This window comes from Ruegeria sp. CDSB086 (assembly GCF_059611065.1).
Window position 1 is genome coordinate 64,733 of record NZ_JBXWOV010000009.1, and the last position, 26,878, is coordinate 91,610.

27 protein-coding genes are annotated in these 26,878 nt (G+C 58.8%); 9 read left to right on the top strand and 18 right to left on the bottom strand.

What is annotated here, in order from left to right; genetic code table 11:
• Positions 1-39: 39 nt before the first annotated feature.
• From AC2FIO_RS17910 to AC2FIO_RS17920, 3 genes are all read left to right on the top strand, one after another.
• Entirely contained in the window at positions 40-2,853 is a 2,814-nt protein-coding gene (locus AC2FIO_RS17910; RefSeq protein ID WP_496699343.1) for a molybdopterin oxidoreductase family protein, read from the top strand.
• A 91-nt stretch (positions 2,854-2,944) separates the two neighbouring features.
• Entirely contained in the window at positions 2,945-3,694 is a 750-nt protein-coding gene (locus tag AC2FIO_RS17915; RefSeq protein ID WP_108861155.1) for a 4Fe-4S dicluster domain-containing protein, read from the top strand.
• Entirely contained in the window at positions 3,694-4,566 is an 873-nt protein-coding gene (locus AC2FIO_RS17920; RefSeq protein WP_496699345.1) for a dimethyl sulfoxide reductase anchor subunit family protein, read from the top strand. Before AC2FIO_RS17915 ends, AC2FIO_RS17920 begins: the two co-directional genes overlap by 1 nt.
• Positions 4,567-4,695: 129 nt before the next feature.
• Here the strand turns inward: AC2FIO_RS17920 and dapA are convergent, their stop codons facing one another.
• Positions 4,696-5,568 carry a 4-hydroxy-tetrahydrodipicolinate synthase gene (dapA, locus tag AC2FIO_RS17925; protein ID WP_496699347.1) on the bottom strand — a complete coding sequence of 291 codons (873 nt, stop codon included), beginning with the start codon at positions 5,566-5,568 and terminating at the stop codon, positions 4,696-4,698.
• A 133-nt stretch (positions 5,569-5,701) separates the two neighbouring features.
• Here dapA and AC2FIO_RS17930 point away from each other — a divergent pair, with 133 nt between their 5' ends.
• Positions 5,702-7,666 (top strand): lytic transglycosylase domain-containing protein, encoded by a 1,965-nt coding sequence (locus AC2FIO_RS17930; RefSeq protein ID WP_496699528.1) that lies wholly within the window; start codon positions 5,702-5,704, stop codon positions 7,664-7,666.
• On the opposite strand, the gene AC2FIO_RS17935 is transcribed toward AC2FIO_RS17930, so the two are convergent.
• Complete coding sequence (locus tag AC2FIO_RS17935) at positions 7,640-8,509, bottom strand: DMT family transporter (protein WP_282120289.1); 870 nt, start codon at positions 8,507-8,509, stop codon at positions 7,640-7,642. The genes AC2FIO_RS17930 and AC2FIO_RS17935 overlap by 27 nt on opposite strands.
• Entirely contained in the window at positions 8,506-9,171 is a 666-nt protein-coding gene (gene mnmC2 / locus AC2FIO_RS17940; protein ID WP_496699350.1) for a tRNA (5-methylaminomethyl-2-thiouridine)(34)-methyltransferase MnmC2, read from the bottom strand. The genes AC2FIO_RS17935 and mnmC2 overlap by 4 nt, the downstream gene beginning before the upstream one ends.
• A gap of 49 nt (positions 9,172-9,220) precedes the next feature.
• On the opposite strand from mnmC2, the gene AC2FIO_RS17945 reads away from it, so the two are divergent.
• Positions 9,221-10,261, top strand: coding sequence for an NAD(P)/FAD-dependent oxidoreductase (locus AC2FIO_RS17945; protein ID WP_496699352.1), 1,041 nt, complete (start codon positions 9,221-9,223; stop codon positions 10,259-10,261).
• On the opposite strand, the gene AC2FIO_RS17950 is transcribed toward AC2FIO_RS17945, so the two are convergent.
• From AC2FIO_RS17950 to AC2FIO_RS17965, 4 genes are all read right to left on the bottom strand, one after another.
• Positions 10,253-11,053, bottom strand: coding sequence for an HTD2 family dehydratase (locus AC2FIO_RS17950; RefSeq protein WP_496699354.1), 801 nt, complete (start codon positions 11,051-11,053; stop codon positions 10,253-10,255). The two genes, AC2FIO_RS17945 and AC2FIO_RS17950, sit on opposite strands and share 9 nt — an antisense overlap.
• A 49-nt stretch (positions 11,054-11,102) precedes the next feature.
• A complete protein-coding gene (locus tag AC2FIO_RS17955; RefSeq protein WP_496699356.1) occupies positions 11,103-11,645 on the bottom strand; it encodes an NADPH-dependent FMN reductase in 543 nt (180 codons plus the stop codon).
• A gap of 115 nt (positions 11,646-11,760) precedes the next feature.
• On the bottom strand, positions 11,761-12,432 hold the full coding sequence (locus tag AC2FIO_RS17960; protein ID WP_282152999.1) for a YiaD family glycine zipper/OmpA-like lipoprotein: 672 nt from the start codon (positions 12,430-12,432) through the stop codon (positions 11,761-11,763).
• A 108-nt stretch (positions 12,433-12,540) separates the two neighbouring features.
• Entirely contained in the window at positions 12,541-13,230 is a 690-nt protein-coding gene (locus AC2FIO_RS17965; RefSeq protein WP_496699359.1) for a helix-turn-helix transcriptional regulator, read from the bottom strand.
• 103 nt (positions 13,231-13,333) lie between these two features.
• On the opposite strand from AC2FIO_RS17965, the gene AC2FIO_RS17970 reads away from it, so the two are divergent.
• Positions 13,334-13,519, top strand: a complete 186-nt coding sequence (locus tag AC2FIO_RS17970) for a hypothetical protein (RefSeq protein WP_058272537.1) — start codon at positions 13,334-13,336, stop codon at positions 13,517-13,519.
• A 2-nt stretch (positions 13,520-13,521) separates the two neighbouring features.
• On the opposite strand, the gene AC2FIO_RS17975 is transcribed toward AC2FIO_RS17970, so the two are convergent.
• A complete protein-coding gene (locus AC2FIO_RS17975) occupies positions 13,522-14,169 on the bottom strand; it encodes an RluA family pseudouridine synthase (RefSeq protein WP_496699361.1) in 648 nt (215 codons plus the stop codon).
• 97 nt (positions 14,170-14,266) lie between these two features.
• Between AC2FIO_RS17975 and AC2FIO_RS17980 the strand changes: the two genes are divergently transcribed.
• Together AC2FIO_RS17980 and AC2FIO_RS17985 are read left to right on the top strand one after the other, a co-directional pair.
• Entirely contained in the window at positions 14,267-14,677 is a 411-nt protein-coding gene (locus tag AC2FIO_RS17980) for a nuclear transport factor 2 family protein (RefSeq protein ID WP_496699363.1), read from the top strand.
• Between the two features lie 2 nt (positions 14,678-14,679).
• Positions 14,680-15,390 carry an SGNH/GDSL hydrolase family protein gene (locus tag AC2FIO_RS17985; protein WP_496699365.1) on the top strand — a complete coding sequence of 237 codons (711 nt, stop codon included), beginning with the start codon at positions 14,680-14,682 and terminating at the stop codon, positions 15,388-15,390.
• On the opposite strand, the gene rarD is transcribed toward AC2FIO_RS17985, so the two are convergent.
• The 10 genes from rarD to AC2FIO_RS18035 all read right to left on the bottom strand — a co-directional run bounded on the left by rarD (position 15,381) and on the right by AC2FIO_RS18035 (position 26,459).
• Positions 15,381-16,286 carry an EamA family transporter RarD gene (rarD, locus tag AC2FIO_RS17990; RefSeq protein WP_108861142.1) on the bottom strand — a complete coding sequence of 302 codons (906 nt, stop codon included), beginning with the start codon at positions 16,284-16,286 and terminating at the stop codon, positions 15,381-15,383. The genes AC2FIO_RS17985 and rarD overlap by 10 nt on opposite strands.
• 145 nt (positions 16,287-16,431) lie before the next feature.
• The gene (locus AC2FIO_RS17995; protein WP_496699367.1) at positions 16,432-18,885 is read right to left on the bottom strand and encodes a GcvT family protein; all 2,454 of its coding nucleotides are present in this window, start codon (positions 18,883-18,885) and stop codon (positions 16,432-16,434) included.
• A gap of 89 nt (positions 18,886-18,974) precedes the next feature.
• Positions 18,975-19,949: a GlxA family transcriptional regulator gene (locus AC2FIO_RS18000; RefSeq protein WP_282120297.1), complete on the bottom strand. Its 975-nt coding sequence runs from the start codon at positions 19,947-19,949 to the stop codon at positions 18,975-18,977.
• Positions 19,950-19,959: 10 nt separating this feature from the next.
• The gene (locus AC2FIO_RS18005; RefSeq protein WP_496699370.1) at positions 19,960-20,853 is read right to left on the bottom strand and encodes a homocysteine S-methyltransferase family protein; all 894 of its coding nucleotides are present in this window, start codon (positions 20,851-20,853) and stop codon (positions 19,960-19,962) included.
• Positions 20,854-20,865: 12 nt separating this feature from the next.
• Entirely contained in the window at positions 20,866-21,918 is a 1,053-nt protein-coding gene (locus tag AC2FIO_RS18010; protein ID WP_496699372.1) for an alcohol dehydrogenase family protein, read from the bottom strand.
• A 2-nt stretch (positions 21,919-21,920) separates the two neighbouring features.
• Positions 21,921-22,397: a cupin domain-containing protein gene (locus AC2FIO_RS18015; protein WP_496699374.1), complete on the bottom strand. Its 477-nt coding sequence runs from the start codon at positions 22,395-22,397 to the stop codon at positions 21,921-21,923.
• 18 nt (positions 22,398-22,415) lie between these two features.
• Positions 22,416-24,866 (bottom strand): GcvT family protein, encoded by a 2,451-nt coding sequence (locus AC2FIO_RS18020; RefSeq protein WP_496699375.1) that lies wholly within the window; start codon positions 24,864-24,866, stop codon positions 22,416-22,418.
• Between the two features lie 15 nt (positions 24,867-24,881).
• Positions 24,882-25,262: a GFA family protein gene (locus AC2FIO_RS18025; protein WP_496699377.1), complete on the bottom strand. Its 381-nt coding sequence runs from the start codon at positions 25,260-25,262 to the stop codon at positions 24,882-24,884.
• A 4-nt stretch (positions 25,263-25,266) separates the two neighbouring features.
• Positions 25,267-25,890: a LysE family translocator gene (locus AC2FIO_RS18030; protein ID WP_496699379.1), complete on the bottom strand. Its 624-nt coding sequence runs from the start codon at positions 25,888-25,890 to the stop codon at positions 25,267-25,269.
• On the bottom strand, positions 25,890-26,459 hold the full coding sequence (locus AC2FIO_RS18035) for a helix-turn-helix domain-containing protein (RefSeq protein ID WP_472724551.1): 570 nt from the start codon (positions 26,457-26,459) through the stop codon (positions 25,890-25,892). Before AC2FIO_RS18035 ends, AC2FIO_RS18030 begins: the two co-directional genes overlap by 1 nt.
• A 117-nt stretch (positions 26,460-26,576) precedes the next feature.
• On the opposite strand from AC2FIO_RS18035, the gene AC2FIO_RS18040 reads away from it, so the two are divergent.
• Entirely contained in the window at positions 26,577-26,858 is a 282-nt protein-coding gene (locus AC2FIO_RS18040) for a DUF1294 domain-containing protein (RefSeq protein WP_282120305.1), read from the top strand.
• Positions 26,859-26,878 lie beyond the last annotated feature (20 nt).

Sequence of the window (26,878 nt, forward strand, 5' to 3'; positions counted from 1 at the left end):
TCATGAGAATAATCGGATCAAAAGCCACAGGGACCAGAAATGAACCAGCCAATCATTAATACCTCTCCCAAGGTCTCTGACGAGGTCAGAAAAACAACGTGCTACATGTGCGCCTGTCGCTGCGGCATCAACGTACACATGAAGGACGGCAAGGTTGCCTATATCGAAGGCAACCGCGATCACCCGGTTAACAAGGGCGTCTTGTGCGCCAAGGGCTCGGCAGGGATCATGCAGGTCAATGCCCCTTCGCGTCTGCGCGCCCCACTGAAACGCGTCGGTCCACGTGGTTCGGGCAAGTTCGAAGAGATCAGTTGGGACGAGGCGCTGGACATCGCCGTTGGCTGGCTCAAGCCGATCCGCGAGGATAACCCCGAAAAACTGGCCTTCTTCACCGGTCGGGACCAAAGCCAAAGCTTTACCAGCTTTTGGGCGCAGAATTTCGGCACCTGTAACTATGCAGCACACGGTGGCTTCTGTTCCGTCAACATGGCTGCGGGCGGCATCTATACGATGGGCGGTGCGTTCTGGGAATTCGGCCAGCCTGACTGGGATCACACCAAGCTGTTCATGCTGTTCGGTGTTGCCGAAGATCACGACAGCAACCCAATCAAGATGGGCATCGGCAAGATCAAAGCCCGTGGCGCACGGGTGATCGGCGTCAACCCGATCCGCTCGGGCTACAACGCGGTGGCTGATGATTGGGTCGGGATCACTCCCGGCACGGATGGTTTGTTCATCCTGTCGATGATCCACGTGCTGATGAAGGCCGGCAAGATCGATCTGGACTATCTCAGCCGTTACACCAACGCGCCGGTTCTGGTCGACGCGTCCGAAGGCCCCACCAAGGGTCTGTTCCTGCGCGATGAGAATGGCAAGCCGCTGGTTGTTGATCGCAACACGGGCGAGCTGACGGCGTTTGACAAACCGGGTGTCCGCCCCGACCTGTCGGCGACCTTTGAGAAGGATGGCGTCACCCACCGGCCCGTGTTCCATCTGATGGCTGAACGCTACCTCAGCGACGAATACGCGCCCGAGAACATCGCCGAGCAGTGCGGCATCCCCGCCACCCGTATCCGCGCCATCGCGGGCGAGTTGGCCCGCGTTGCTTTTGACGAGGCGTTCGAGCTGGAGCGCGAATGGACCGATTTCCGCGGCGAAAAACACACCAAGATGATCGGCCGCCCGGTTGCCATGCATTCGATGCGCGGTGTCTCGGCCCATGCCAATGGCTTCCAGACCTGCCGCGCACTGCACGTGTTGCAGATCATCCTCGGCACAGTCGAAGTCCCCGGTGGCTTCCGCTTCAAGCCGCCCTATCCCAAACCGGTTGAGGCGCACCCGAGACCGCACTGCAAGGTGACCCCGAATACGCCGCTCGACGGCCCGCATCTAGGCTTCGTTCAAGGGCCAGAGGATCTGGCGCTGAAGGCAGACGGCAGCCCGGCGCGGATCGACAAGGCGTTCACATGGGACAACCCGATGTCCAGCCACGGGCTGATGCATATGGTGATCTCGAACGCACATGCGGGCGATCCCTACAAGATCGACACGCTGTTCATGTACATGGCCAACATGTCCTGGAACTCATCCATGAACACCAAAGGTGTCATGGAAATGCTGACGGACAAGGATGAGAACGGCGATTATGTAATCCCTCATATCATCTACTCCGACGCCTATTCGTCGGAAATGGTGGCCTATGCCGACTTGATCCTGCCGGATACCACCTATCTAGAACGCCACGACTGTATCTCGCTGCTCGATCGCCCGATCTGCGAAGCAGACGCGGCAGCCGACGCAATCCGCTGGCCTGTGATTGAACCCGACCGGGACGTCAAAGGCTTCCAGTCAGCGCTTGTCGAACTGGCCAACCGCTTGGGCCTGCCGGGCTTCACCAATGAAGACGGCAGCGCCAAATGGACAGATTACGCCGACTATATCGTCAATCACGAGCGCAAGCCCGGCATCGGCCCACTTGCCGGTTTCCGTGGTGAAAACGGCGACAAGGAAGGCCGGGGTGAGGTCAACCCCGATCAGTTGAACCGCTATATCGAAAACGGCGGCTTCTACGTGGCCCATATCCCCGAGGGCGCGGATTACTACAAACCATGGAACGCAGCCTATCAGGATTGGGCTGTCGGCATGGGCATCTATGACAGCCCGCAGCCATACCTGTTCCAGCTGTATTCCGAGCCGATGCGCAAATTCCAGCTTGCCGCCGAAGGCCATGGCGAACGTCAGCCCCCGGAACACCTGCGGGAACGCATCAAAGAGACATTGGACCCGATGCCCATCTGGTACGAGACCGACCAGACCGGCAACGAAGGCTTTACTGTCAACGCTCTGACCCAGCGCCCCATGGCAATGTATCACAGCTGGGGAACCCAGAACGCATGGCTGCGCCAGTTGCACGGCCGCAACCCACTTTATGTTCCGACTAAGCTGATGCGCGAGAATGGCCTGAGCGACGGTGATTGGGCCAAGGTGACCTCGCCGCATGGCGAGATCACGGTGCCGGTCATGGAAATGGCGGCCCTGAACGAAAACACCGTCTGGACCTGGAACGCCATTGGCAAACGCAAAGGCGCATGGGCGCTGCAAGACGACGCGCCCGAGGCCACCAAGGGCTTCCTGCTGAACCACCTGATCCACGAACTGCTGCCGCCCAAGGGCGATGGTCTGCGGTGGGCAAACTCTGACCCGATCACCGGCCAGGCAGCCTGGTTCGACCTGAAAGTGAAGATCGAAAAAGCTGACCCACCAACGGATGCGGAAAGCCAACCGGAATTCCCACCGATTGAATCTCCGGTCGGAACTGGACCGAAGGATTTGGCATGGAAGGTAGGCAAATGACCCGGTCCCTGCGTCATCTGGCCAAAAATATCGCGGGGTCTGGGGCAGCACCCCAGTCCGCCCTCACCACAAAAGCGGAGGCAAGGTAGTCATGACCCAGCTCCCCACATCCACCGACCGCAAGATGGGTCTGGTCATCGACCTGGACACCTGCGTTGGCTGCCACGCCTGCGTCATCTCATGCAAAGGCTGGAACACGGAAAACTACGGCGCGCCGCTATCCGATCAGGACGCTTATGGTGCCAACCCGTCCGGCACTTTCCTGAACCGGGTGCATTCCTATGAGGTGCAACCGGCGGAAGGTCACGCCCAGCTGATCCACTTCCCCAAATCCTGCTTGCACTGCGAGGACGCGCCTTGCGTCACCGTTTGCCCCACAGGGGCCAGCTACAAGCGGGTCGAGGACGGCATCGTTCTGGTCAATGAAAGCGACTGCATCGGCTGTGGCCTGTGCGCGTGGTCTTGCCCCTACGGCGCACGTGAACTGGATCAGGCCGAAGGGGTGATGAAGAAATGCACCCTCTGCGTTGACCGTATCTACAACGAAAACCTGCCGGAAGTAGACCGTGTTCCGTCTTGCGTACGCACCTGTCCCGCAGGCGCGCGCCACTTCGGTGATCTGGGCGATGCGGACAGCGATGTCAGCAAACTGGTCGCCGAACGCGGTGGCATGGATCTGATGCCGGAAATGGGCACCAAACCAGTCAACAAATACCTGCCGCCACGGCCCAAGGATAACGTCGAAGATCAGATCGACATCCTGGCCCCGTTGCTGGCCCCGGTCGCTGAAGAGCCCAAAGGGTTCCTTAGTTGGCTGGACAAGACCTTGGAGAAGCTCTGATGCATCCAGCACCTTCCGTCATCATTTTCACCACCCTGTCGGGTCTTGGCTTTGGACTGTTGTTCTTTTTGAGCCTCGGTCTGCCAGACGTCTCTGGCTGGGTCGCTTTTGTCTTTTTCGCCATCGCCTACGCCCTGTCCGTTGGCGGCCTGATGGCGTCCACCTTTCACCTTGGCCACCCCGAGCGGGCCTGGAAAGCGTTTACGCAATGGAAGACCAGCTGGCTCAGTCGCGAAGGCTGGTGCGCGGTCATCGCTCTGATCGTCATGGGGCTTTATGCGATTGGCGTGATCTTCCTGGGCCAACGCTGGAGCATTCTTGGCTGGATCGGTGCGCTGTTCTCGCTACTGACCGTCTTCACCACGTCGATGATCTACACGCAGCTCAAAACCATTCCCCGCTGGAATATGAACCTGACTCCGGCCATGTTCCTCAGCTTCAGCCTTGCAGGCGGTGCCCTGCTGGCCGGGCAGGTCCGGGTAGCGCTGCCGCTGCTGCTGATCGCGGCGCTGGTGCAGATATTGTATTGGAAAAAGGGCGACAAAGCGCTGGAGGAGTCCGGCACAAATCTGGGCACGGCTACCGGATTGGGCGATCGCGGCACCGTGCGCGCATTCGAGCCTCCTCATACCGGCACCAACTATTTGCTTCGTGAATTCGTTCACGTCGTTGGCCGCAAGCATGCTGAAAAGCTGCGCATCATCTCGTTTGTGTTGGCGTTTGTCCTGCCGGTTATCCTGCTGCTACTGCCGTTCGGCCACTTCTTTGCACTGCTGGCCGTGGCGTCGCACCTTGCCGGCGTTGCCACATCGCGCTGGCTTTTCTTTGCGCAGGCCGAGCATGTCGTTGGACTGTATTACGGAAAACGATAGGGGGCTCTGCCCCCGTCGCGGCAAGCCGCGACGCCCCCGGGATATTTTGGGCCAGATGAAGTCTGGAACCGGAACAAAAAAGGCGGCGCTCGAGGTTCGAGGCCGCCTTTTTTCTTTTTTGAATTCGCCTTAGATAAGGCCTGCGTGCTGGAGCGCCGCGTCAATCGCGGATTTGGTGCTGCTTTCCAGCCCGGACAGGGGCGAGCGGACTTCTTCGCTGCACAGACCCAATTTGCTGAGCGCGTATTTGGCACCCACGAGGCCGGGCTCGATAAAGATCGCTTCGTGCAGGGGCATCAGGCGGTCCTGATACTCCAACGCTTTGGCATAGTCGCCGTTCAGCGTCGCCTGCTGGAATTCGGCACACAGTTTGGGTGCGACGTTCGCGGTGACCGAAATACAGCCCACACCGCCATGCGCGTTGAAACCAAGCGCCGTCGCGTCCTCGCCTGACAACTGGCAAAAGTCCGGGCCGCAGGACGCGCGCTGTTGGCTGACGCGGGCCAGATCTCCGGTTGCGTCCTTTACACCGACGATGCGTGGCAGTTTCGCCAACTCACCCATGGTTTCAGGGGTCATGTCGATGATTGACCGACCGGGAATGTTGTAGATGATGATCGGAATATCCGCGCAATCATGCAGCGCACGGAAATGCATCAGCAGACCCTTTTGCGTGGGCTTGTTGTAATATGGCGTCACGACCAGAGCTGCATCGGCGCCTACTTTCTGCGCGAATCGCACAAACCGGATGGCCTCAACAGTGTTGTTTGACCCGGCACCTGCGATCACAGGAACACGACCAGCCGAGGCTTTGACAACCTCGTCGACAACAGTTTCATGCTCTTCGTGGCTCAGAGTGGGGCTTTCGCCGGTGGTGCCAACGGGAACCAGTCCGGTGGAGCCTTCCTGAATCTGCCATTCCACCAAGTGTTTGAGCGTCTTCAGGTCCAACTCGCCGTTGCTAAACGGTGTGACGAGGGCTGGCATAGAGCCTTTGAACATGACACGCTCCTTAGGTGCAGTTTGTAATTTTTACGCCTCGGTTTGCCAGAAATCTGTCTTTCTTGAGTTGAACCCGACGGCGCAAGCTTTATCCTGAATGGCTGTATCCTTGGTTGGTTGGGAAATGCAAGGGATGACACGCTTTCTGGCGTTTTTGACGGTCGTAATTCTGATTTCGGGCACACAAGTGCGGGCCGACGCCGCAGGTGATCTGCGGGCCGGCATGAATGAAATGCGCAAGGGGGACTGGAATGAAGCCCTGCGTGTTTCTGGTGCGCGGGGTTCAGTGTCTCGGGACATCATCGTTTGGCACTGGCTGCGCGAAGGGTTTGGCAGTTCGGGTGACGTTCTGGTGTTTTTGGATCGTCGTCCAGACTGGCCTGGTCTGGCTTGGTTGCGGCGTAAAAGTGAGCCCGCCTTTACTGGCGCCGATCCGGACCGCGTTCTTAGATTCTATGCCGAACAGCCGCCGCAAACCGCAGAGGGTGCGTTGAACTATGCAGTCGCATTGAAGGCAAAGGGTCGTCAGGGAGATGCCGAGGCCGATATCGTCGCGGCCTGGCGGACGATGCCAATGGGCTCGGGTCTGCAAAAAGACTATCTTGAGAACTTTGGAAAACTTCTGAAACCCCATCACGCTGCCCGTCTGGATCGGATGCTATGGGACAACCACCTTGTCAGCGCAGGTCAGATGCTGCCGCTGGTCAGCGCTGATCAGCGTAAACTGGCTGAGGCGCGGATCGGCCTTCAGAAACGGCAACTCGGCGTCGACGGCAAGGTGGCGGCAGTTCCGAAATCGCTGGGTGATTCACCGGGCTTGGCTTTTGACAGGTTCGTCTGGCGTGACAAGAAAGAACTGGACGACAGCGCGATTGACTTGATGCTGGCGCGTTCTTCCGGCCCTGATGCGTTGGGAGAACCTGACAAATGGGCCGAAGGCCGCCGCCGGTTGGCCCGACTTGAGATGCGAAATGGGGACCAGAACCGCGCTTATCAGATTGCTGCCAATCACCACATGACGCCAGAAATGGGTTATGGCTATGCGGATCTGGAGTGGCTTTCCGGGTTTCTGGCCTTGCGGAAGCTGAATGATCCTGCGACCGCGATCCGGCATTTCCAGAACTTCTCGGACGCGGTGAAATCGCCGATTTCGAAAGGACGCGCCGGGTATTGGTTGGGTCGTGCCTATGCGGCCCATGGTGACGCCGAAAAAGCCTATGACGCCTATGCAATGGGTGCAGATTATCAATCCTCTTTCTACGGCTTGCTGGCGGCGGAACAGATTGGGCGTCCTTTCGATAGTGAACTGGCCACCCCCCGCCGGGCGCCACACTGGAAGCAAGCTGAGTTCTCCAATTCAAGTGTACTGGAGGCGGGGCTACTGCTGCTGAAGGCTGACGAAGACACCCTGTCTGAACGGTTCCTGACCCATCTGGTTGAAGGGTTGGACCCGGTTCAGGCCAATCAGTTGGGCGATTTGGTGATCGAGTTAAAACAGCCGCATCTGGCCGTGATGATCGCCAAACGCGCTGCAACAGTCGGCCTGGTTTTGCCAGCCGCGTATTATCCGGTACACCCGGTTGCCGACATGGGTCTGCCCATGGCCAAGGAAATGACACTGGCCATTGCCCGTCGGGAAAGCGAGTTTGACCCCGTTGTGATCAGTGGAGCCGGAGCGCGCGGGCTGATGCAGGTCATGCCGGCCACGGCAAAGCTTGTGGCCAAGGAATTGGGTATCCTAAGCGGCCACAAGACGATCAAGCTGACCTCGGATTGGCAATATAATGCCAAGTTGGGTGCCAATTACCTGTCCGGTCTGGCCGCTGATTTCAACGGAAACGTCGTGATGATGGCGGCCGGATATAACGCAGGTCCGCGTCGGCCGATGTCGTGGATGGATCGCTATGGCGACCCGCGCGCAGGTGAAATCGACGTGGTCGACTGGATTGAGGCGATCCCGTTCAGCGAGACCCGCAACTACGTGATGCGTGTGTCGGAAAGCCTGCCGGTCTATCGCGCCCGTCTTGGCCAACCTGCCTTGCCGATCCCGTTCTCGCAGGAACTGGTCGGGTCAACGCTGGCGTCTTTCGCGCCATAGGGTGAACAGCCCAGCGGCGACAACCAGCGCTGCGCCTATGACCACTTCGGGGCGCAGCGTTTCACCAAAGACCGAGATTCCCAGGATCGCGCTCCAGACCAAGTGGAAATAGGCGAAGGGCTGCACCGCGCTGGCCTCGGCCATCTCATAGCATTTGATCAGCAACCAGTGTCCAAGAACGCCGCTCACGCATAGCAGCGCCATCCAGGCCCAATCCGTTTGGGCCATCGGTTCCCAGAACCACATTCCCACTAGCGTCATGGCGACGGCACCGCTGACGCCCGTCCAGAAAAAGCTGGTGGCGGAATTGTCCCGGCGGGACACGTAACGGGTCAGCAAACCATAGACTGCAAACATGAAAGCCGAGATCAGCGGTACAATGGCCCAAGGGTTAAAGACACCCACGCCGGGCTGGAGAATGATCAGAACACCGATGCACCCAACGCCGATTGCGGCCCAGCGTCGCCAGCCGACCTGTTCGCCCAATACCGGCCCGCTGAGAGCGGCGATCAACAACGGGTAGCAGATGAATACGGCCATCGCGTCGATCAGGCCCAGAACAGTGAAACTGAACACCGCGACACAGATCTCGGCCGCCAGCAGAAGGCCACGAAATATCTGCAGCTTCAGCTGGCTTGTCTGGGTGGTGGCCTTCAATCCGCCGGGCGCACGTGCGGCCAAAGCGATGACAAAGGCGGCGAAGAACCAATAGCGGATCATCACCACCATGTATGTGTTGTATGTTCCCGCCAGATGGCGCGAAATACCATCCTGCAGTGCGAAGACGATGGTCGCCCCGATCATCAACGCAATCCCGGCGCGCGTATTGTTCTGCTGCGTCATGATTTGACCGCCCGGGTCATGTGGCGCTTGCGGCCATAACCGGGTGCGCGTGTAACTGTGAAACCGGCGTCCTCAAGCCCCCGTCGCACGAACCCGGCGGCTGTATACGTTGCCGCCGTTCCGCCAGTGGCCGTGTGGTCGGCGACTTGCTGCATCAGGTCTGCACCCCATAATTCGGGGTTTTTAGCCGGAGAGAACCCATCCAAGAACCACGCATCGGCGGCACCTTCCCATGCTTGCAGGGTTTGACGTGCATCGCCTTCAACAACCTCCAGCCGCAGGGTGCCCAAATCACATGTGCCGCCCTCCCATTGCGCAAGGAACCGGTCAGACCAAGGCGCAAGTTCAGGAAAGGCCGCCAGCGCTCGGGACATGTCCGCGGGTGCCATCGGATAGGCCTCAAAACTGGTAAAGGACAGCGGCGTGGTCTGGCCCGATCTCTCCCACTCTGACCAGACAGTCAGCATGTTCAACCCGGTGCCAAAGCCCAATTCAGCAATGTGGAAGCCAGGTGCGAACCGCGCAGGCAGCTCATTGCCCGCCAGAAACACATGCCGCGTCTCTTCCAGCCCGTTTTGCAACGAGAAATACGGATCGTCGAAACGATCCGAGACCGGGATCTGATCCTCAGTCCATGTCAGTTCGGCACGCTGGTCTGCCATCGGGGAATCCTGTAGCTAAGCGGCGCGACACTGAACAAGGTAAAGGGGAATGGCAATGGTCGATGTGACGGTGCGCGGTGCAGGGATTTTCGGCCTGTCAATCGCCTGGACCTGCGCACGGCGAGGCGCAAAGGTGCAGATCGTCGACCCTTTTGGTCCCGGAGCCGGATCCAGCGGCGGCCTGGTTGGCGCACTGGCACCGCATGTGCCCGAAAACTGGAATGCCAAGAAGGCGTTTCAGTTCGACAGCCTGATCATGGCCGAACCATTCTGGAAACAGGTCGAGGCCACAGGCGGTGTCTCACCCGGATATGCGCGGCTGGGACGGCTGCAACCCATCGCCGACACCCGAACACTGGATCTTGCCCATGCGCGCGCCATCACAGCAGCGGAACTGTGGCAAGCCCGCGCCAAATGGAGCGTTGTTGAAACAGCCGCAATCGGTGCTTGGTGCCCACCCAGCCCCACGGGCTTTGTCGTCCATGATACACTCAGCGCACGCATGCATCCCCGCCGGGCCTGTGCTGCATTGGTTGCCGCACTGGCGGTGATGGGGGTCGAGGTCGTAGCCGACGCACCAGATCGCGGACAGGTTGTCCATGCCACCGGCCTTGCCGGTCTGCAGGAACTGACCGAGGCTTTTGGCAAAACCGTTGGCAACGGCGTCAAGGGTCAAGCCGCACTTCTGCGGTTTGATGCGGGAGAGGTTCCACAACTGTTTGCGGACACAATCCACTTCATACCGCATGCGGACGGGACGTTGGCAATCGGTTCGACCTCGGAGCGTGACTATGACGATCCGACCAGCACGGACGCGGCTCTGGATGACGTTTTAGACCGGGCGATGCGGGCCGTTCCCGTCCTGCATGGCGCAGAGGTCATCGAACGATGGGCGGGTGTACGGCCGCGCAGCAAAAGCCGCGCACCGATGCTGGGCGCGCACCCGGTACACAAAGGTCAATTCATTGCCAATGGTGGTTTCAAGATCGGCTTTGGCATGGCCCCGAAAGTAGCTGAGGTCATGGCGGATCTGGTTCTTGAGAACCGGGACGCGATCCCGAGTGATTTCAGACCCGAAGCATCACTCTGATCGCGGGACAAACTCGGCGGACATGCATTGCCGCCCATCTGGTCCGCGCACCCACATCGCTTGGCCATTCCAGCACAAGGTCGCCGTCTCAGAGTGCATTAGCGGCGATGACGCGCGAAATGAAAACTGAGCCAAGGGACCTGCCAGATCCTCGGCAAACAGCATCAATAATTGTGCCAGCAAAGGGCCATGAACGACCAGGCCGTCATAGCCTTCGACATCCCGCGCGTAGTCCAAATCGTAATGGATACGGTGCCCATTGAAGGTCAGCGCCGAGTATCGGAACAAAAACGTGCTGTCGAAAGTGACGTCTCGCCTGTGGGTTTCATCGGTACGGGCCACGGGTGCCTTGGGCTTGATGTCAGTATCCGAAGGGTCAGGCCGATAGACCAGATCCTGCCATTCGCTCAGACACAATTGACCGTCCTGAGAAATCTCGTGTCGCAGGGTAACAAACCCCAGCGGTCCCGTCCGTCCGGTTTTTGTCGCCGCACTTTCAAGAACAGACCGGCGCACGGCTTTTGAACCCGCGACCAGCGGCGCGTGAAACTGCAACCGTCCCCCGGCCCACATCCGACGTTGCAAGCCCATATCGGGGATCAGACCGCCCCCAACCTTTGGATGCCCGTCCCGCCCCAAATTGGCAGGCGGCTGAGGCGACCAGAAATACAGCTGGTGAAAGAACAGCGGCAGTTGATCGCCCGCATCGAATTTCTTATGGGAACCAAGCGCAGCCAGCAGCGCAGAGGCGCGGGCCGGGTCCATCACATCGGTCTGTATTTCGTCAGTCATGGCGGCAGACTATGCAGACGGACCAGACCCGGCAAGCAACCTCTCGATCTTAGAACCCGGACTCAGCACGTAGTTTCTGCATGAGTGTCCGCAGAGAACTTTCGTAACGGTCGCTCAGCAATTTCCCCTGCTCGTCAAACTCGTTCGAACTGCTCGCGAGATGAATCTCTGGCCCCTGCAAGATACGAGGCTGGAACGGAACCATATAGCCGCGCAGAACCATCTGCGCCCGCTCGCCACCCGCACGCCCTGCGGCGGCTGACATCACGGCAACCGGTTTGTCGGCCCAGGGGCGGCCATCGGTTCGGCTGACCCAGTCCAAAGCGTTTTTCAGAACACCCGACGGGCCTTTGTTGTATTCCGGAGTGGAAATGATCACGGCATCAGCCTGCGCAATCTGATCGGACAAGGTTTGCACTGCGGCAGGAATGCCCTCGCCATCCTCAAGATCACCATCATAAAGCGGCAGGTTCAGATCGGCTTCGATATGTGTCCCCGGCTCGAACAGCCGGGCCGCTTCGCGCAACAATTTGCGGTTGGTCGCGCTTTGGCGCAATGAGCCGGACAGGCTCAGAAGTATGGGGTCAGACATTGGGAAACTCCGGTTCGGGTGTTTCCCAATAGCTAGCGTAACTTTCGCGCGCACCAAAGACCGGATGACGCGCAGTCAATGTGCGAAAAATGGGCACCCGAAAGTGCCCATGTCATTATGTGTTTCCGTTCGGAATGATCTCTATGTCGACCCGGCGGTTCTGGGCCTTCCCCTCGGGCGTCAGGTTAGAGGCAATCGGGCGGTTTTCGCCCTGGCCGATGGTCGAGATGCGTGCACCGCTTACGCCATTTGCCTGAAGAATATCCGCGACAGACCGCGCACGGCGTTCGGACAGGCCCTGATTATACGCGGCGTCGCCGTCGCTGTCGGTATTGCCGATGACCTGCACGTTCGAGTTGGGGTAATTCACCAGATTCTGCCCCACCCGGACCAGATCGGCCCGCAGTGCCGGGCGCACGGTCGCGCTGTCGGTGTCAAAGGTGATATCATTCGGGACGGTCACAATCAGTCGGTCGCCCGCGTTGGTAACGATGATGCCCTGATTGGCCAGTTGCTGACGCAGTTCTGTGGCTTGTCTATCCAGTTGGTTGCCGATCAGGCCACCCCCTGCCGCACCGATCGCACCGCCTGCCACCGCACCCAAAAGCGGATCAGATCCATTGGCAATCGCGCCGACACCTGCGCCGATCAGACCGCCAAGGAGTGCACCCTGCTTGGCGTTCTGGTTCGGGTCCGAGGGCAGGTTCAACGTGCCGGGGTCCGTACAGGCCCCCAAAAACATGGCCGAACACAGCCCTGCGGCAAGAACACTCTTGGAAATCGTCATGAAATCACCTTCTGCTCTGGGGCCCGTTCACCGAACCCGCTTTGTTTGGCGCAGTATATCGCGTTACCTTATCTTAGGCTCAAGCAACAATCGGGTGAAGTCGGCAAATTACCGCCGTTCAACAGGATCCAATTGGTTCTGGTCTTGCCAGATAGCCCGCAGTGGCTCCCCCTGCCCGCAGAAATGATCGTCTGTAACGTCGCAGGCCCAAATGCGATCCGTACGAAAATGGCGAAACCCATTCCTCAGCTCGCACCACGCCGCCAACATCGTGCATTCAATGTGGTAGATCAGGGCGACAGGTCTGACGATCCGCTCGGTTCGCTCACCTTGGGCATTCACATAGGTGATGAGAATTTTGCGTTCAGAGCGGATGGCCTCGCGATAGTTTACGACAGGCACGCACCCCTTGGCCGGATCATCCAACGGTGCACCCCATGGGGCGACTTGCAGCCAATCCGCAGGCGCGCGCAAAGCGTCGATCTTGCGGCAAACACGGTCCGCAGCTTGTTGCAGGGTGCTATCCCCGGTGCGCGCCAGCATCGACAACCCGACCCACAGCGCCTCGACCTCTTCAGCGTCGAAATTCAAGGGTGGCAGGTCATATCCCCGCCGCATCAAGTATCCCACGCCGGCTTCACCCTCGATCGGGGTTCGCTGTGCCTGCAAAGCGGCGATATCGCGATAGACGGTACGCGCTGACACTTCCAGCTTTTCTGCCAGTGCCTCCGCCGTCACAGGCATTTCGGCCGAACGCAAGATCTGGATGATTTCAAAAAGGCGGGTTGAGCGGCGCATAAGGTTCTCCGGGCGGTCTGCTGACATCCTAGCACACCCCACTGACAGGGTGGTGTCAGGAGTGATCTGCGATCTTTGGGAAACAAACCAAAGGAGGTCGACCATGCCATACCTCGACAATCACGTGATGATGACATTGAAACTGGACCGCTGGGCGCAGGATCACACTTTGCGCGCGTTCGAGATCGAACGTGAAATTATGGCTGCCCGTCAGCCCTGCGCACCGCGCAAACGGACCAAACGGTTCTCGCTAGGCAACCTCAAGATGCTGTGGACAAGCACGGCCTGAGGTTAGAAATCAGCCGGGGCGCGGAATTTCATCGAAACTCCGCCCTCGGGGCTTTTCAGGCGCAGTTCCTCAGAATGCAGCATCAGACGCGGGAATTTGCGCGCTTCGCCCTCGGCGTAGAACGGATCGCCCAGAATGGGGTGGCCCAGCGCCAGCATATGAACGCGCAGTTGATGCGACCTGCCCGTTTTGGGGAACAATCGGACGCGCGTTGTCTCACCTTCGAATTTCACAAACCGCCAGTCAGTGACGGCGGGTTTGCCAGTCTCGTGACATACCATCTGGCGCGGGCGGTTGGGCCAATCCACGATCAACGGCAGATCGACGGTTCCTGACTTTTGCTCGATGCGCCCCCAAACGCGCGCAACATAGGTTTTTCGGGTCTGGCGCTTTTCAAACTGCATGCTCAGATGCCGCTGTGCGTGCGGTGACTGGGCAAACACCATGACACCCGAGGTATCCCGATCCAACCGATGCACCAGCAAAGCCTGAGGAAACGCCGCCTGCACGCGGGTCAACAGGCAATCGGCCAGATGCGCGCCACGCCCCGGCACAGACAACAACCCCGAGGGCTTATTCACCACGATCAGCTGTGCATCCTCATGCAGCACATCCAACGGCGTATTCGGGGGATTATAGGTTTCGCTCATGCGCGCCTGCCTAACGCACGGATTTGGTTCCCGCAACGTCGGCCTTGCCTGAACGGATCGGTTCAGCAACTCTCGGACCCAAAGCAGAGGAGAGACCATGCACCCCACAATCGCGCGCATGCAAGACGTTGTCGCCAAGGGCGATGAAACCCTGATCCACGAATTGCTGGCCGAAGACGTACGGTTTTCCCCGCCAACTTACTACAGCACCTGGACCGGACGCGAACCGGTGGCGGCTGTTCTGGGTCACGTGGGACAGGTGTTTTCCGACTTCCGCTATCGCCGGATTATGGGTGAAGGCAATGATTGGGCGTTGGAATTTCAATGCAAGGTCGGGGATCTGGACGCGGTCGGCGTCGATCTGATCACATTGAACGATGAGGGTCTGATACAGGAATTCGAGGTCGTCATGCGCCCTTACAAGACCATTGGTACCCTGCGCGAGGCGATGATGGCTCGGGTTATGACGGACGCCCGCTTCCTCGAATACAAAAACGCGCTCGGCTAACCATGACTGCCCCGATTGCCGCCGATCAGATATTGCGTGTCCCACTGTTGCCGGTTCTGGCAGCACAGGCGATTTCCGTGCGTCGTAACGCTCAGCTACTGCCCGAACCGTCCGGCCCGCGCCAAGGGCGCGAAGGGCGCGGCCCCCGGTTGCGACTGCTCATCGCTGGTGACAGCTCGGCAGCAGGTGTGGGGGCGGGGCGACAGCAACAGGCGCTTTCGGGGTTTCTCGTGGCGCGGTTGGCCCGCCATTACAGCGTGGAGTGGCGACTGGAGGCGACGACGGGTCACACAACACAGGATACGCTGGAACGATTGAACCGCCTTGAAGGCAGCTATGACGCCGCCGTGACTGCCTTGGGTGTAAACGACGTCACGCGTGGAGTATCCCGGCAAAAGTTCACGGGTTTGCAGACCCAGCTTCTGGATCATCTGACGAGCAATCTGGGTGTTCGACGTGTCGTGGTCACCGCCGTGCCACAGATGAACCGTTTTCCGGCCCTGCCCCAACCGCTGGCCTGGGCACTGGGGCGACAGGCGGCCCGGCTGGATCGGGGTTTGCAAAAGGCCTCTGCGACATTCCCGCAAGCCCGGCACCTTTCATTGGAGTTTCCGGATGACCCGGCACTGGCTGCTCCGGACGGATATCACCCAAGCCCCAAAGCCTATCGCTTGTGGGCGGAGGCCGCGGCCGACTTATTGCATCAGCGCTGACCCCGCATCTGGCGGATCATCGGGATCGTATAGACCACCAAAGCCGCCCAGATCAGCGGGAAGGCGATCATCCGGCCCCGATCGATCTGTTCCCCAAACACGGTAATCGCCGTGATAAAGATCATCGTCGGCGCGATATACTGCAGGATTCCCATTGTGGACAACCGCACCAATTTGGCCCCGTTGGCATAGACCAGCAGCGGAACAGCGGTGACAATGCCGGCACAGGCCAGCAGCATGGTGTCCCCAGCGGCAGCGCCAAAGTGGCCGGTTCCTTTTGCCCCCAACCAGGTGATGTAGACCAAGGCTGGGATCAGCAGGATCAGAACCTCTAGCAGAAAGCCCTGATTGGGGCCGATGGGCAGCGAGCGTTTGAAGAAAGCATAAAACCCCCAACTGACCGTCAGAGCCAGCGCGGCCCACGGCAACCGACCCGCTTCGACGATCAATACCAACACACCCAAAGCAGCTAACCCCACTGCCGCCAATTGCGTACGATTCAAAGGCTCACGTAACAGGATCGCCCCTAGCGCAATGCTGAACAGCGGGTTGATGTAATAGCCCAACGCTGCGTCCAATGCGTTACCGCTGGCAATCGCCCAGACGTAAATGGCCCAATTCACCGAGATCAAAGCCGCTGTCAGACAGGCCATGCCCAGCATTTTCGGGTTTTGCAAGGCAGCCTTCAAATCCCCGGTTCGCCCTAGCGCCACCAGCAACAGCCCGGCCACAGGCACCGACCATACAATCCTATGCGCCACGATCTCGACCGGCCCGATATGCGCCAGAGCTTTCATGTAAAGCGGCAGGAAACCCCATAGAACGTAGGCGGTCACCGCCAGAGCCAATCCTTTTGGCGTGTCCTCATTCTGGGGTGATGTTGCGACGTCCGCCATCATGGATCTCCGGGTGATACCGTTTGTCTATACGGCTGTTCCGGAGGGTTTGGAAACTGCGAAAACCGTGAACGGTCGCATCAAGAAAATTGATATGTACCAATAAAACGGGGCGCCGCAGCGCCCCGTGTGTCAAACCTTGGCGCTAAACTTTAACGCGCTCGGATTTTGGGTCGTACATCGGCTTGAGTGATGCTTCGGCTTTCACCTTCACACCGCAGACATCGATCTCGTAGGTCGAAGCCAAAACGTCAGCCGCCTTTTCGCCTTCGCAAGGCACATAACCCAGACCGATCGCACCGCCCAGCGTGTGGCCATAGTTGCCTGAGGACAGATAGCCCACATACTCGCCATCCCGGATGATCGGCTCGTTATGGAACAACAGCGGTTCCGGATCGGTCAGCTTGAACTGAACAAGGCGGTTTTGCGGTCCGCTTTCCTTGCGCGCAATCACCGCCTCACGCCCGATGAAATCGCTGCCCTTGTCGACCTTGACCGCAAAACCAAGACCGGCGTCGACCACATGGTCCTCACAAGTGATGTCGTGGCCGAAGTGGCGAAACCCCTTTTCGATCCGTGCGCTGTCCATCATATGCATGCCGCATAGTTTTAGCCCCATGTCCTGTCCGGCCTCGTGCAGGGTTTCGAACACATGTCCCGCCATGTCAGACGAGACGTAGATTTCCCAGCCAAGTTCTCCCACGTAGGTCACACGGTGAGCGCGGGCCAGGCCCATGCCGATCTCGATTTCTTGTGCGGTGCCGAACGGGTTGGTCGCGTTGGTGAAATCGTTGGACGAGACCTTTTCAAGCAGCGTACGCGCATTTGGACCCATAATGGCCAGAACACCCTCACCCGCCGTAACATCGGTGACGACGACGTTGAAGTTGCCCGCATGGCGCTGCATCCAGGTCTGGTCAGACAAACGGGTCGCTGCCGGGGTCACCACCAGATAAGCGGTCTCGGTCAGGCGGGTGACAGTCACGTCCGCCTCAATCCCGCCTGCGCGGTTAAGGAACTGAGTATAGACGATCTTGCCATTCGGGACCGAGTAATCGCCGCCACCGATATAGTTCATGAATGCTTCGGCATCGGGGCCGTCAACGCGGATTTTGCCAAAGGACGACATGTCATACATGCCGACATTCTCGCGCACGGCTTTATGCTCGGCAGCCGAGTTCTCGAACCAGTTCTGGCGTTTCCAGCTGTACTGATACTCGCGCTCCTGCCCTTCATTCGCGAACCAGTTGGCACGTTCCCAACCCGCCAACTCGCCCATGACCGCGCCCTGTTCTAGCAGGTGGTGGTGGAATGGGGTCCGACGCACGCCGCGCGCAGTGGCCTTTTGGCGATAGGGGTAATGGTCGGCATAGAGCAAACCCAGAGTCTCTTTCGAGCGCTCAAACAGGTACTGCTTATTGCCCTGGAACGGCTGCATCCGGCTGATGTCCACGTCTCCCAGATCGAACGGTTTTTCACCGCTATCCATCCATTCGGCCAGCGCCATGCCAGCGCCACCGGCGGACTGGATGCCGATCGAGTTGAAGCCCGCCGCGACCCAGACATTGTCCATCTCAGGCGCGAGGCCCAGATGATAGGCGTCATCGGGGGTAAACGACTCGGGCCCGTTGAAGAAGGTGTGAATACCCGCTTCGGCCAGCATCGGCATACGTTCACACGCAGCTTCGAGGATCGGTTCGAAATGGTCGAAATCCTCGGGCAACTGGTCGAATTCAAAGGTGTCAGGAATACCGTCCATCGCCCAGGGCTTGGCATTCGGTTCAAATGCACCCAACAGGATTTTGCCTGCGTCCTCTTTGTAATACGCGCATTCATCGGGAACGCGCAGTACCGGCAGCTGGGTCAAACCGTCGATATTTTCGGTAACGATGTAGAAGTGTTCGCAGGCGTGCAACGGCACGTTCACGCCAGCCATCTGGCCGACCTGATGCCCCCACATACCGGCGCAGTTCACCACCATGTCGCATTCGATATGACCCGAAGCGCTGCCGTCATCTGCGACCCAGTCAACGCCGGTTACCTTGCGGCCCTGCTTGACGATGTCGGTGACTTTCACACGTTCTTTGACGATACCGCCACGCTGACGGGCGCCCTTTGCCAGCGCTAAGGCAATGTTGGCCGGGTCACCCTGACCATCCAGCGGTAAGTAAACAGCACCCTTCACGCCTTCGAGGTTGATGTGGGGATACAGCTCCTGAACACGTTCATTCTCGATTTCTTCGACCTCGACGCCGAAAGCGCGCGCCATGGCCGCCTGACGGTAGATCTCTTCTTTGCGCTCTTCGGTTAGCGCAACAGTGATTGATCCACAGCGTTTAAAGCCTGTGGCCACACCGGTTTCTTCTTCGAGCGAACCATAGAGTTCCTGGCTGTACTTCGCCAGCTTTGTCATGTTCGCCGTTGCGCGCAGCTGAGCGATCAGACCCGCCGCATGCCAGGTCGTGCCGCTGGTCAGCTGCTTACGCTCTAGCAGGACAACGTCTTTCCAGCCTTTCTTGGTCAGGTGATATGCCACCGAACATCCGATGACACCGCCACCGATGATGACAACACGGGCCTTGTTTGGAAGATCAGCCATTCTCATGATTCCGCTTTATGAGTTTCCACCCAAAATGACACGGAAGAGCGACACAGAATGCACGAAAAACGTCAGCCCGTTTGCAAAAATCAACGTTGTTTGACTTGCCGTTTTTCGCGTCTCAGCACAAAGGGGGTTACGCCGAAAAAGCTTTTGTAGACCGACGAGAAACCGTTGGGGAAACCGCAGGCTAGTCCGATTTCGCGCACGCTCATCGTTGTGTTCAGCAACAGGTTATTGGCCTTGGCCAGCCGCATTTCGCGATAAAAACCGTTTGGCGTGGTTCCGAAATAGTTCTTGAATTTCCGTTCCAGCGACCGGTTCGAAAGCTTTAGCGCTTCGACGATTTCGTTAATCGGCAGCGGGTCTTCGATATTAGCCTGCATCACTTTGATGCACTGGTCCAGCTTGGCGTCACCTGTAGCGGTGGTCTTTGATCCGGAAAATGGTTGGAGAGACGAGAAATCCCGGATGTTTTCGTGCAGCATGATGTCGGCCACGGTCATTCTTGTTGGCCCGGAAATATGACGCCCGATCACGGCCAGCGCTACATCGGTAGTGGCCTCCATCCCGGCGCAGGTCACCACGGCGCCCTGTTCTGTTGCAATCGACAGTTTGGCCTCGAACTGGGCGCGACGTTCACGCAAGAAGGACGCGTTTTCCCAGTGGGTCGACATGTCCTCGGTCCCCTGCTCGTCGATATAGCGGCTTGCAGCTTCGGACAGCAAAAAGACCTGTGCGCCGCGGAAAGTATAATCCGACACAACACGCCCCAGAGACAGATCAGGATGATCGGGGTCGGAATTTCCGATGACGAACAAATAGTCCGCGTTGGGCTGCGACGGAATGCGGTCGGTCTGGATCGTCGCCTCGCTGCTGCTGGCGACCGGGCCACCCCTCAGAGAGCGATAGGCATAGGTGAATGGCGGGCTCGGACAAACGCGGTTGGCCAACCGCAGCACTTCAACCAATGACGCCAGTTCCAGCAGCACATAGCCCGGCGCGACAACGATGTCGAAATGTCGCTGCGCGTTAGAAGCCGGGATGTTCGACGGCGATGGCATCACTTTCCTCTCAGACAATCCGGTGCCCGGCGGACCGCAATCGATCGGCAAGGATCTCTATGTGATCCGGCCCGACTTCGCAGCATCCGCCAACAATCGTTGCCCCCTGCGCTACCCATTCCATGGCATGATCGGCATAAGCCTCAGGTCCAAGATCGTGGCGCTGCGTCAACACGTCGACAGTCGGCGCGTCTTTCAGGAAATCCTGTGCAATCCCTGTGAACCCGTTTGCATAGGCCCCAAATGGTCGCCTCATCGTGGCTATGACCTTGAGCGCGGCGGGAATAGCCTCGGGGCGCGAACAGTTTATCAGAACAGCGTCAGGGTTAAACCGATCCACAAGAGGCGCAATATCGGCAAGCGGTTCACCAGACCGCAGCCGTGTTCCGTCATCATCCATAACGGATAGCGCAAGCCAGACCGGCTTGGCCGCATCGATCGTACCACGCAGGGCCCCTTCGGCCTCTTGTACCGAGGAAACGGTTTCGATCAGGAATAGGTCGACGTCATCGGACATGAGGGTAACCAACTCGGCAAACTTTTCAGCGGCGTCTTCCACATCAGGGTTCAGATCGGGGCGATAGGACGCCAGCAAAGGACCCAGTGCCCCGGCGATGCGCCCGGAACCGCCCTTGCGTGCGTGGTTCGCCTGGGTAACCGCAGCACGGACTAGGTCGGGCAGTTGATCCTCCATATCCAGACGTTCCAGCCGAGAGCGATGGACCGCGTAGGTGTTAGTCGTTGCAACCGTCGCGCCACGGCGGAAGTACTCGGCATGGACCTCCTTCACCAGTTCCGGGTGGTCGATCATCACGCGCGTCGACCACAGCGGCGTGGGTTTGTCCCCACTGCGTTTGACCAGTTCCTGCCCGATCGAGCCATCCAGAAGCGTGATATCCGCCATTTGCCAACCTTCCTACGGAATTAGAACGAGTTTTCCCGGCAGCGCCTTGGACTGAAAGTCCTCCTGCGCCTTGGCGATGTCTCTTAGTGGATAGGTCTTGGAAACCAAAGGCTTGATGCGGCCCGCATTCATCATCTCGACAAGGCGGCCAAAGACTTCAAATGCCTGATGTGTGCAGCCGTGAATCGTGATGTCGCGCAGGTAGATCTCACGCAGGTCAGCCTGCACTATCGGCCCTGCAATTGCCCCGGAAACGGCATAATGACCGCCGGGTTTCAGGGCCAGGATCAGGCCGGGCCAGGCCGGGCCTCCGACAACGTCGATCACGACGTCGAACATGCCCTTGGGCAGCGTCGCGTTGCGGTCAAAGGTGTCCACGGAACCCTGCGCTTTGACCACCTCGGCCTTGGCTGAACCCGTAACGCCCCAAACCGTCGCCCCACGTAGCGCCGCCAGTTGCACGGCGGCAAGGCCCACGCCACCCGAGGCACCGGTAACCAGCACCTTATGCCCGGCAGTCACGCCAGCACGGGTCAATAGATTTTCGGCTGTGCCAAATGCACAGGGGATGGCGGCGATTTCGACATCTGACAGAGGTGAGGTCGTCACGTCGTACAGGTCGTCGGCCTGAACCAGACAATATTGCGCAAATGCTCCGTCGATTTCAGAGCCTAATGCGATAAAGTCAGTCGGATTGCCGGGGCGTGGGCGCGGCAAGTTGATCGGGCAAGTCACCCGTTGCCCGGCTTGAAACCCGGTCTCTTGCCCTGCCAATTCGACTATCCCACATAGATCGCCACCCTGAATGCGCGGAAACGGCAACGCACCTCCCCAGCCTCCGGCATCAACATCCTGATCAACGGCGTCCGTTGCCCCGGTCACGTCCGAGGAATACCAGCCGACCCGTGTATTGATGTCGGTGTTGTTTACCCCTGCAGCCGCGACCCGAACCAGAACCTGCCCCGGACCAGGCGTTGGGACCGGAATATCCTCGCGCCATTCCAGCGCTTCGGGACCGCCGTGGCGCGTCAGGTAAACGCCGGACATTTTCGTGGGCGTGGTCATCTTTAGACCCTGTCTTCCGGATGGGCTGGAACCGGCCCCATCGGCACAATGTCGTAACGCGCGTTCAGCTCGGCCATTTTCGCCTCATCTGCAAAGTCAGCCTCGGTCATTTTTGCCAGTTCAGCCAGAAACCCGTCGAACCCCGAGGGTTGAAAGATCTTCAGCATTCTGGCGGGCTCGCCATCGGCGACGCGACACGCGTGGGGTACTCCGGGCGGGACATGCATGGTTGTGCCCGGAGTACAGCGATGCCAGCCGCCATCAACGTAGAAATCCACCGCGCCTTCCAGAAAATAGAAGGTTTCGGCATGGTTGTCATGGCGATGAAGGCCAAGCGCGAAGCTGGCCTTCAGATTATCTTCCATAAGCGTGTATGCGCCATCGGTATCCTGACCAGACACCTTCACAAAGGTGTGGTCATTTTCCCAGTCATAGTTGGGACCCTCACTGGGTCCCAGTTTGGCGTATCGTTTGCTCATGGTGGTCTCCGTGAGAATTTAAGCGCGCAACCGCTCGTTCTCAGGATCCCAGAGCGGCTGATCCTGCTCTACCACGGCGCGGCACTTTTGGCCGTAGATTTCGACTTCAAGCTCGGTGCCGGGGTTGGCAAGCTCGGCCTTGACCATGCCCAGCGCAATGGACTTGCCGACGCGGTAACCCCATGCGCCCGAAGTGGTCTCGCCCACGATCTCGCCGTTCTGCCAGATGCAGGACATGTAGGGCGCGTCGCAGTCTCCTGCATCCACTGTAATGGTGACAAAGGCCTTTTTTACGCCCTGCTGCTTTTCGTTCAGGATCGCGGCCTTGCCAGGGAAGTCCTGCGGCTTGTCGAGTTTGACGAAACGCTCCAGCCCACCTTCCAGCAGAGAGTAGTCGGTCGACAGGTCACCCTTCCATGCCCGATAGCCTTTTTCGATACGCAGTGAGTTCAGGGCATACATCCCGAACGGCTTGGCACCAGCGTCGACGATTGCGTCATAGATCGCAGGCATATGCTCGTTCAGGGCGTGCACTTCCCATCCCAGTTCACCGGCAAAGGAGACGCGGATCAGGTAGGCGGGCTGGCCTGCAACCGTGGCGGACTGGTGGGTCAGCCAACCAGTGGTCAGGTCGGCATCTGTCAGGTTCGACAGGATCTCGCGCGATTTCGGGCCCGTGACGATCAGAGTGTCGCGTGTTGTGGTCACGTCCTCGATCGACACACTGGCAGGCATTGCGTTCATCAGGATGTCACGGTCATGCCATTGCGCAGTGGCGGCGGTGATCATGACGAATTCGTCCTCGCCCAGACGGATACAGGACATCTCGGTCAGAATGCGGCCACGATCATCAGAGACATAGATGAGGTTCATCCGGCCAACCTTTGGCAGCCCTCCGGTTGCGAGACCGCGCAACGCCTCAGCGGCGCCCTCTCCCTTGACCATGAAGCGCGAGAAGCCTGGCAGATCCAGCACTCCACAATCATCTCGCACGGCCTCGCATTCTTCTTGGATCCGCTGCTCCCACGGGCCGGACCGACCCCAGGTATGGGTGGCATCAAGCGACGTGTCGTCGCCCGGCTTTGCGAACCAGTTGGCGCGCTCCCATCCATTATAGGCACCCATCACGCCGCCCAGCGCTTTGACCTTGTCATGTACCGGCGACAGTTTCTTGTCGCGTGCGGCAGGCCATTCGTGATGAGGGAAGTGCATGGCGTATTCGTTGCCATAAACTTCCAGACCTTTCTGGTTGCAGTAGTCCTGATCTGTGTAGTCGGTGTAGCGGCGCGGATCGACGGCCCACATGTCCCATTCGGTCGCGCCATCGACGATCCATTCGGCCAGCACTTTGCCCGCGCCACCGCCCTGCGCGATGCCGAAAGTAAAGGTGTGCGCTTCGAACGCGTTTCTAACTCCCGGCATCGGGCCGATCAGCGGCAGACCATCCGGTGCATAGGGGATCGGGCCGTTGATGACACGGCCAACGCCCGAGGTTGCCATCAGCGGAACCCGCTCCATCGCGTCAGTGACGATATCCTCGATGCGGTCCAGATCATCGTTCCACAGCTGGAACGAGAAATCCTTGGGCATAGCATCGTCTTCAGTCATCCAATGGCCCTTGCAGTTAGGCTCATACGGACCAAGGTTGAAGCCATTCTTTTCCTGCCGCAGGTAGTACGAGATATCCACGTCGCGCAGCAGTGGCAGTTTCTTACCACCGTTCGCTTTGGACCATTCTTCAATTTCTGGAACTTCGTCGGTCAGCAGGTACTGGTGGCTCATCACCATCGCGGGAACTGTGCGGCCGCCGAAAGGTTTGAACCACTCTCCCACGCGCTGCGCGTAATACCCAGCCGCGTTCACAACATAGTCGCAGGCGATATCGCCTTTGTCGGTGTGTACGGTCCAGGAGCCGTCGTCGTGCTGAGTTACGCCAGTTGCCGGGCAAAAGCGGATGATCTTCTGGCCCATGTCACGGGCACCCTTGGCCAGTGCCTGTGTCAGCTGCGCCGGATCAATATCACCATCGGTGGGATCGTACAGAACGCCTTCAAGATCGTGCGTTTCTAGGAATGGATAGCGCTCTTTAGCTTCTTCCGGGGTCCACATCTCCATCGGGATGCCTTGATAGCGTCCCATCGCCATGGCGTGTTCGAACTCTTGCATCCGCTCTTTGCTGTGCGCCAGACGGATCGAGCCGGAAACGTGGTAGTTCATCGGATAGTCGACCTCTTCGCCCAGACGCGAATACAGCTCGGTCGAGTATCGCTGCATGTTCATGATCGCCCATGAATTCGAGAACGTAGGAACGTTACCCGCCGCGTGCCAGGTCGAGCCTGCGGTCAATTCGTTCTTTTCCAGCAGGACACAGTCGGTCCAGCCCTTCTTGGCCAGATGATACAGCGAGGAGGCCCCCACCACACCGCCACCGATAACAACCACGCGGGCTTTTGTCGGAAAATCGCTCATTTGTCTTGATCCTTGTTACTGTGCCCGTTGGGGCAGATCGTCTGTGATGTCGTAATAATCGCCCTTGTCGGCCACAAAGATGTGCCGGGCGAGCTGTAATCCGGTGGGCGTATCGAAAGCCCCCATGGAAATCGAAATCGTGTCCTCGTCATTGTGCTGCCAGAAGAGGAACGAGCCGCAGGAACGGCAGAAACCGCGGCGGGCGGTGTCCGAAGCGCGGAACCACGTAAGCGTATCGCTGGCGGTGAAGCTGACGTTTTCCTGATGTGTCCAGGTCGAAGACCAAACATGGCCGGACTGCTTGCGGCATTGACCGCAATGGCAGGCCGAAGGCTGTGAAAGCTCTCCGTCAATCGTGAACGCGACTGCGCCGCAGAGGCAAGAACCGTTTTGCATCTGATTACCCCCTAGCTGCGGGCGTGGAGCTGGCACCCAGCAACACGCCATAGATGATGAAACAGGCGGCCATGACACGACGCACCCAAGTGTTGAAAACCGCTCCTAGCGCCGCTTTGCCCATCAATGTACCCATCAGGGTGAACCCGGTATAGCTGAGCGTGGTAATGACCAGCGCCGTGGGCATGACGACGACCATCTGCTGCCAGATCGGCACATCCGGTTGCACAAACTGTGAAAAGGCGGCGAGATACCCCGCCACGCTTTTGGGGTTGATCGTCGCGACCGCCAATGCGTGCAGATACACGTGACGCGCGGGGCGTTCGGTAACTGGTGCCGGACGCGTGGCATTTATCCAACCGCGAACCCCAACCCAGATCAGGAACCCTGCACCAACCAGTTTGGCGATGAAAAACCCGGTTGGGGAGGCTGCGATCAACGCGGTCACACCTAGTGCTGACAAAATCAGAAACGCGCTGGCCTGCGTTAGAATCGCCAGCACACCTAGCATCGCCTTGGGAAACGGCAGGCTCATTCCGTTCGAGATGCAGTTTACAGCATTCGGACCCGGCGTGGTGACGAACACCACCCAAAACAGCGCGAATATGGTCCAGGCTTCAAAGCTCATCAGTACACCGGCGGAGCGATAACCCATATGGCCACTGCGGGCTCATCATAGGGGTTCGACCATTGATAGGGTTCATGTTTGATCCGAAAGCTGTCGCCGGGGCCGACCGAAAACTGGCGCCCACTGATCGTCAGTTCCAACCGCCCTGACACCATGTACCCTACCTCCTGCGTTGGTCGGTTGGCCGGAGTTTGCATTTTCGATCGGGGCTTGAATGTGGAATGCACCATTTCGAAATCATCGGTCAGATCGGGCGAAAGCAGTTCTTCGATCAACCCTTCCTCACCGGACCCCATCGGGCGGCGCGTTCCGGCGCGCACCACATACCCCTGCTCATCTGCCGGAGCGGAGGAATGCGCGAACAGCATCGACATCGGCACGCCCAGACATTCGGCAATCTGGCGCAGGTCGGAAATTGAGGGGTCGGATTTGTCGCGCTCGACTTGGCTAAGCCAACCTACAGAACGACCCAGACGTGCAGCGATCTCGGTCAGCGTCAACCCACGCGCCTTACGCAAAGCCCGAAGATCGGCTCCGAGTGTGGCGCTGTGCGGGGCTTGGCTGTTCACTGAACGCTCCGAAGTTTGGTGAAATTTTCTCCTCGTTTTTCACGATGCATTGATTCCGTGAAAAATCCAAGATTTTTTTCACTTGGGTCCACGACATTGTTTGGATATCCGTCAACCATGTGGATTGCGGTGATTTATCTGTGGGTCGTCAACACCCTGACTTTGCTTGCCTTTGGCTGGGATAAGCTGCGGGCAAGACGGCGGAAAGGGCGTATCCCGGAACGAAAACTATTGTGGCTGGCGGCGCTGGGCGGCAGTCCAGGCGCATTGCTGGGGCGGTGGATTTTCAGACACAAAACCCGCAAGCGGCTGTTTTCATACTACATCTTTGGGATTTTCGGCGCTCAGGCTGTCCTAGCCTATCTTCTGGCGGCCTTGGAATTGCCCAGCCTAGTCTAGCGCGAGATTTCCATCAGGGA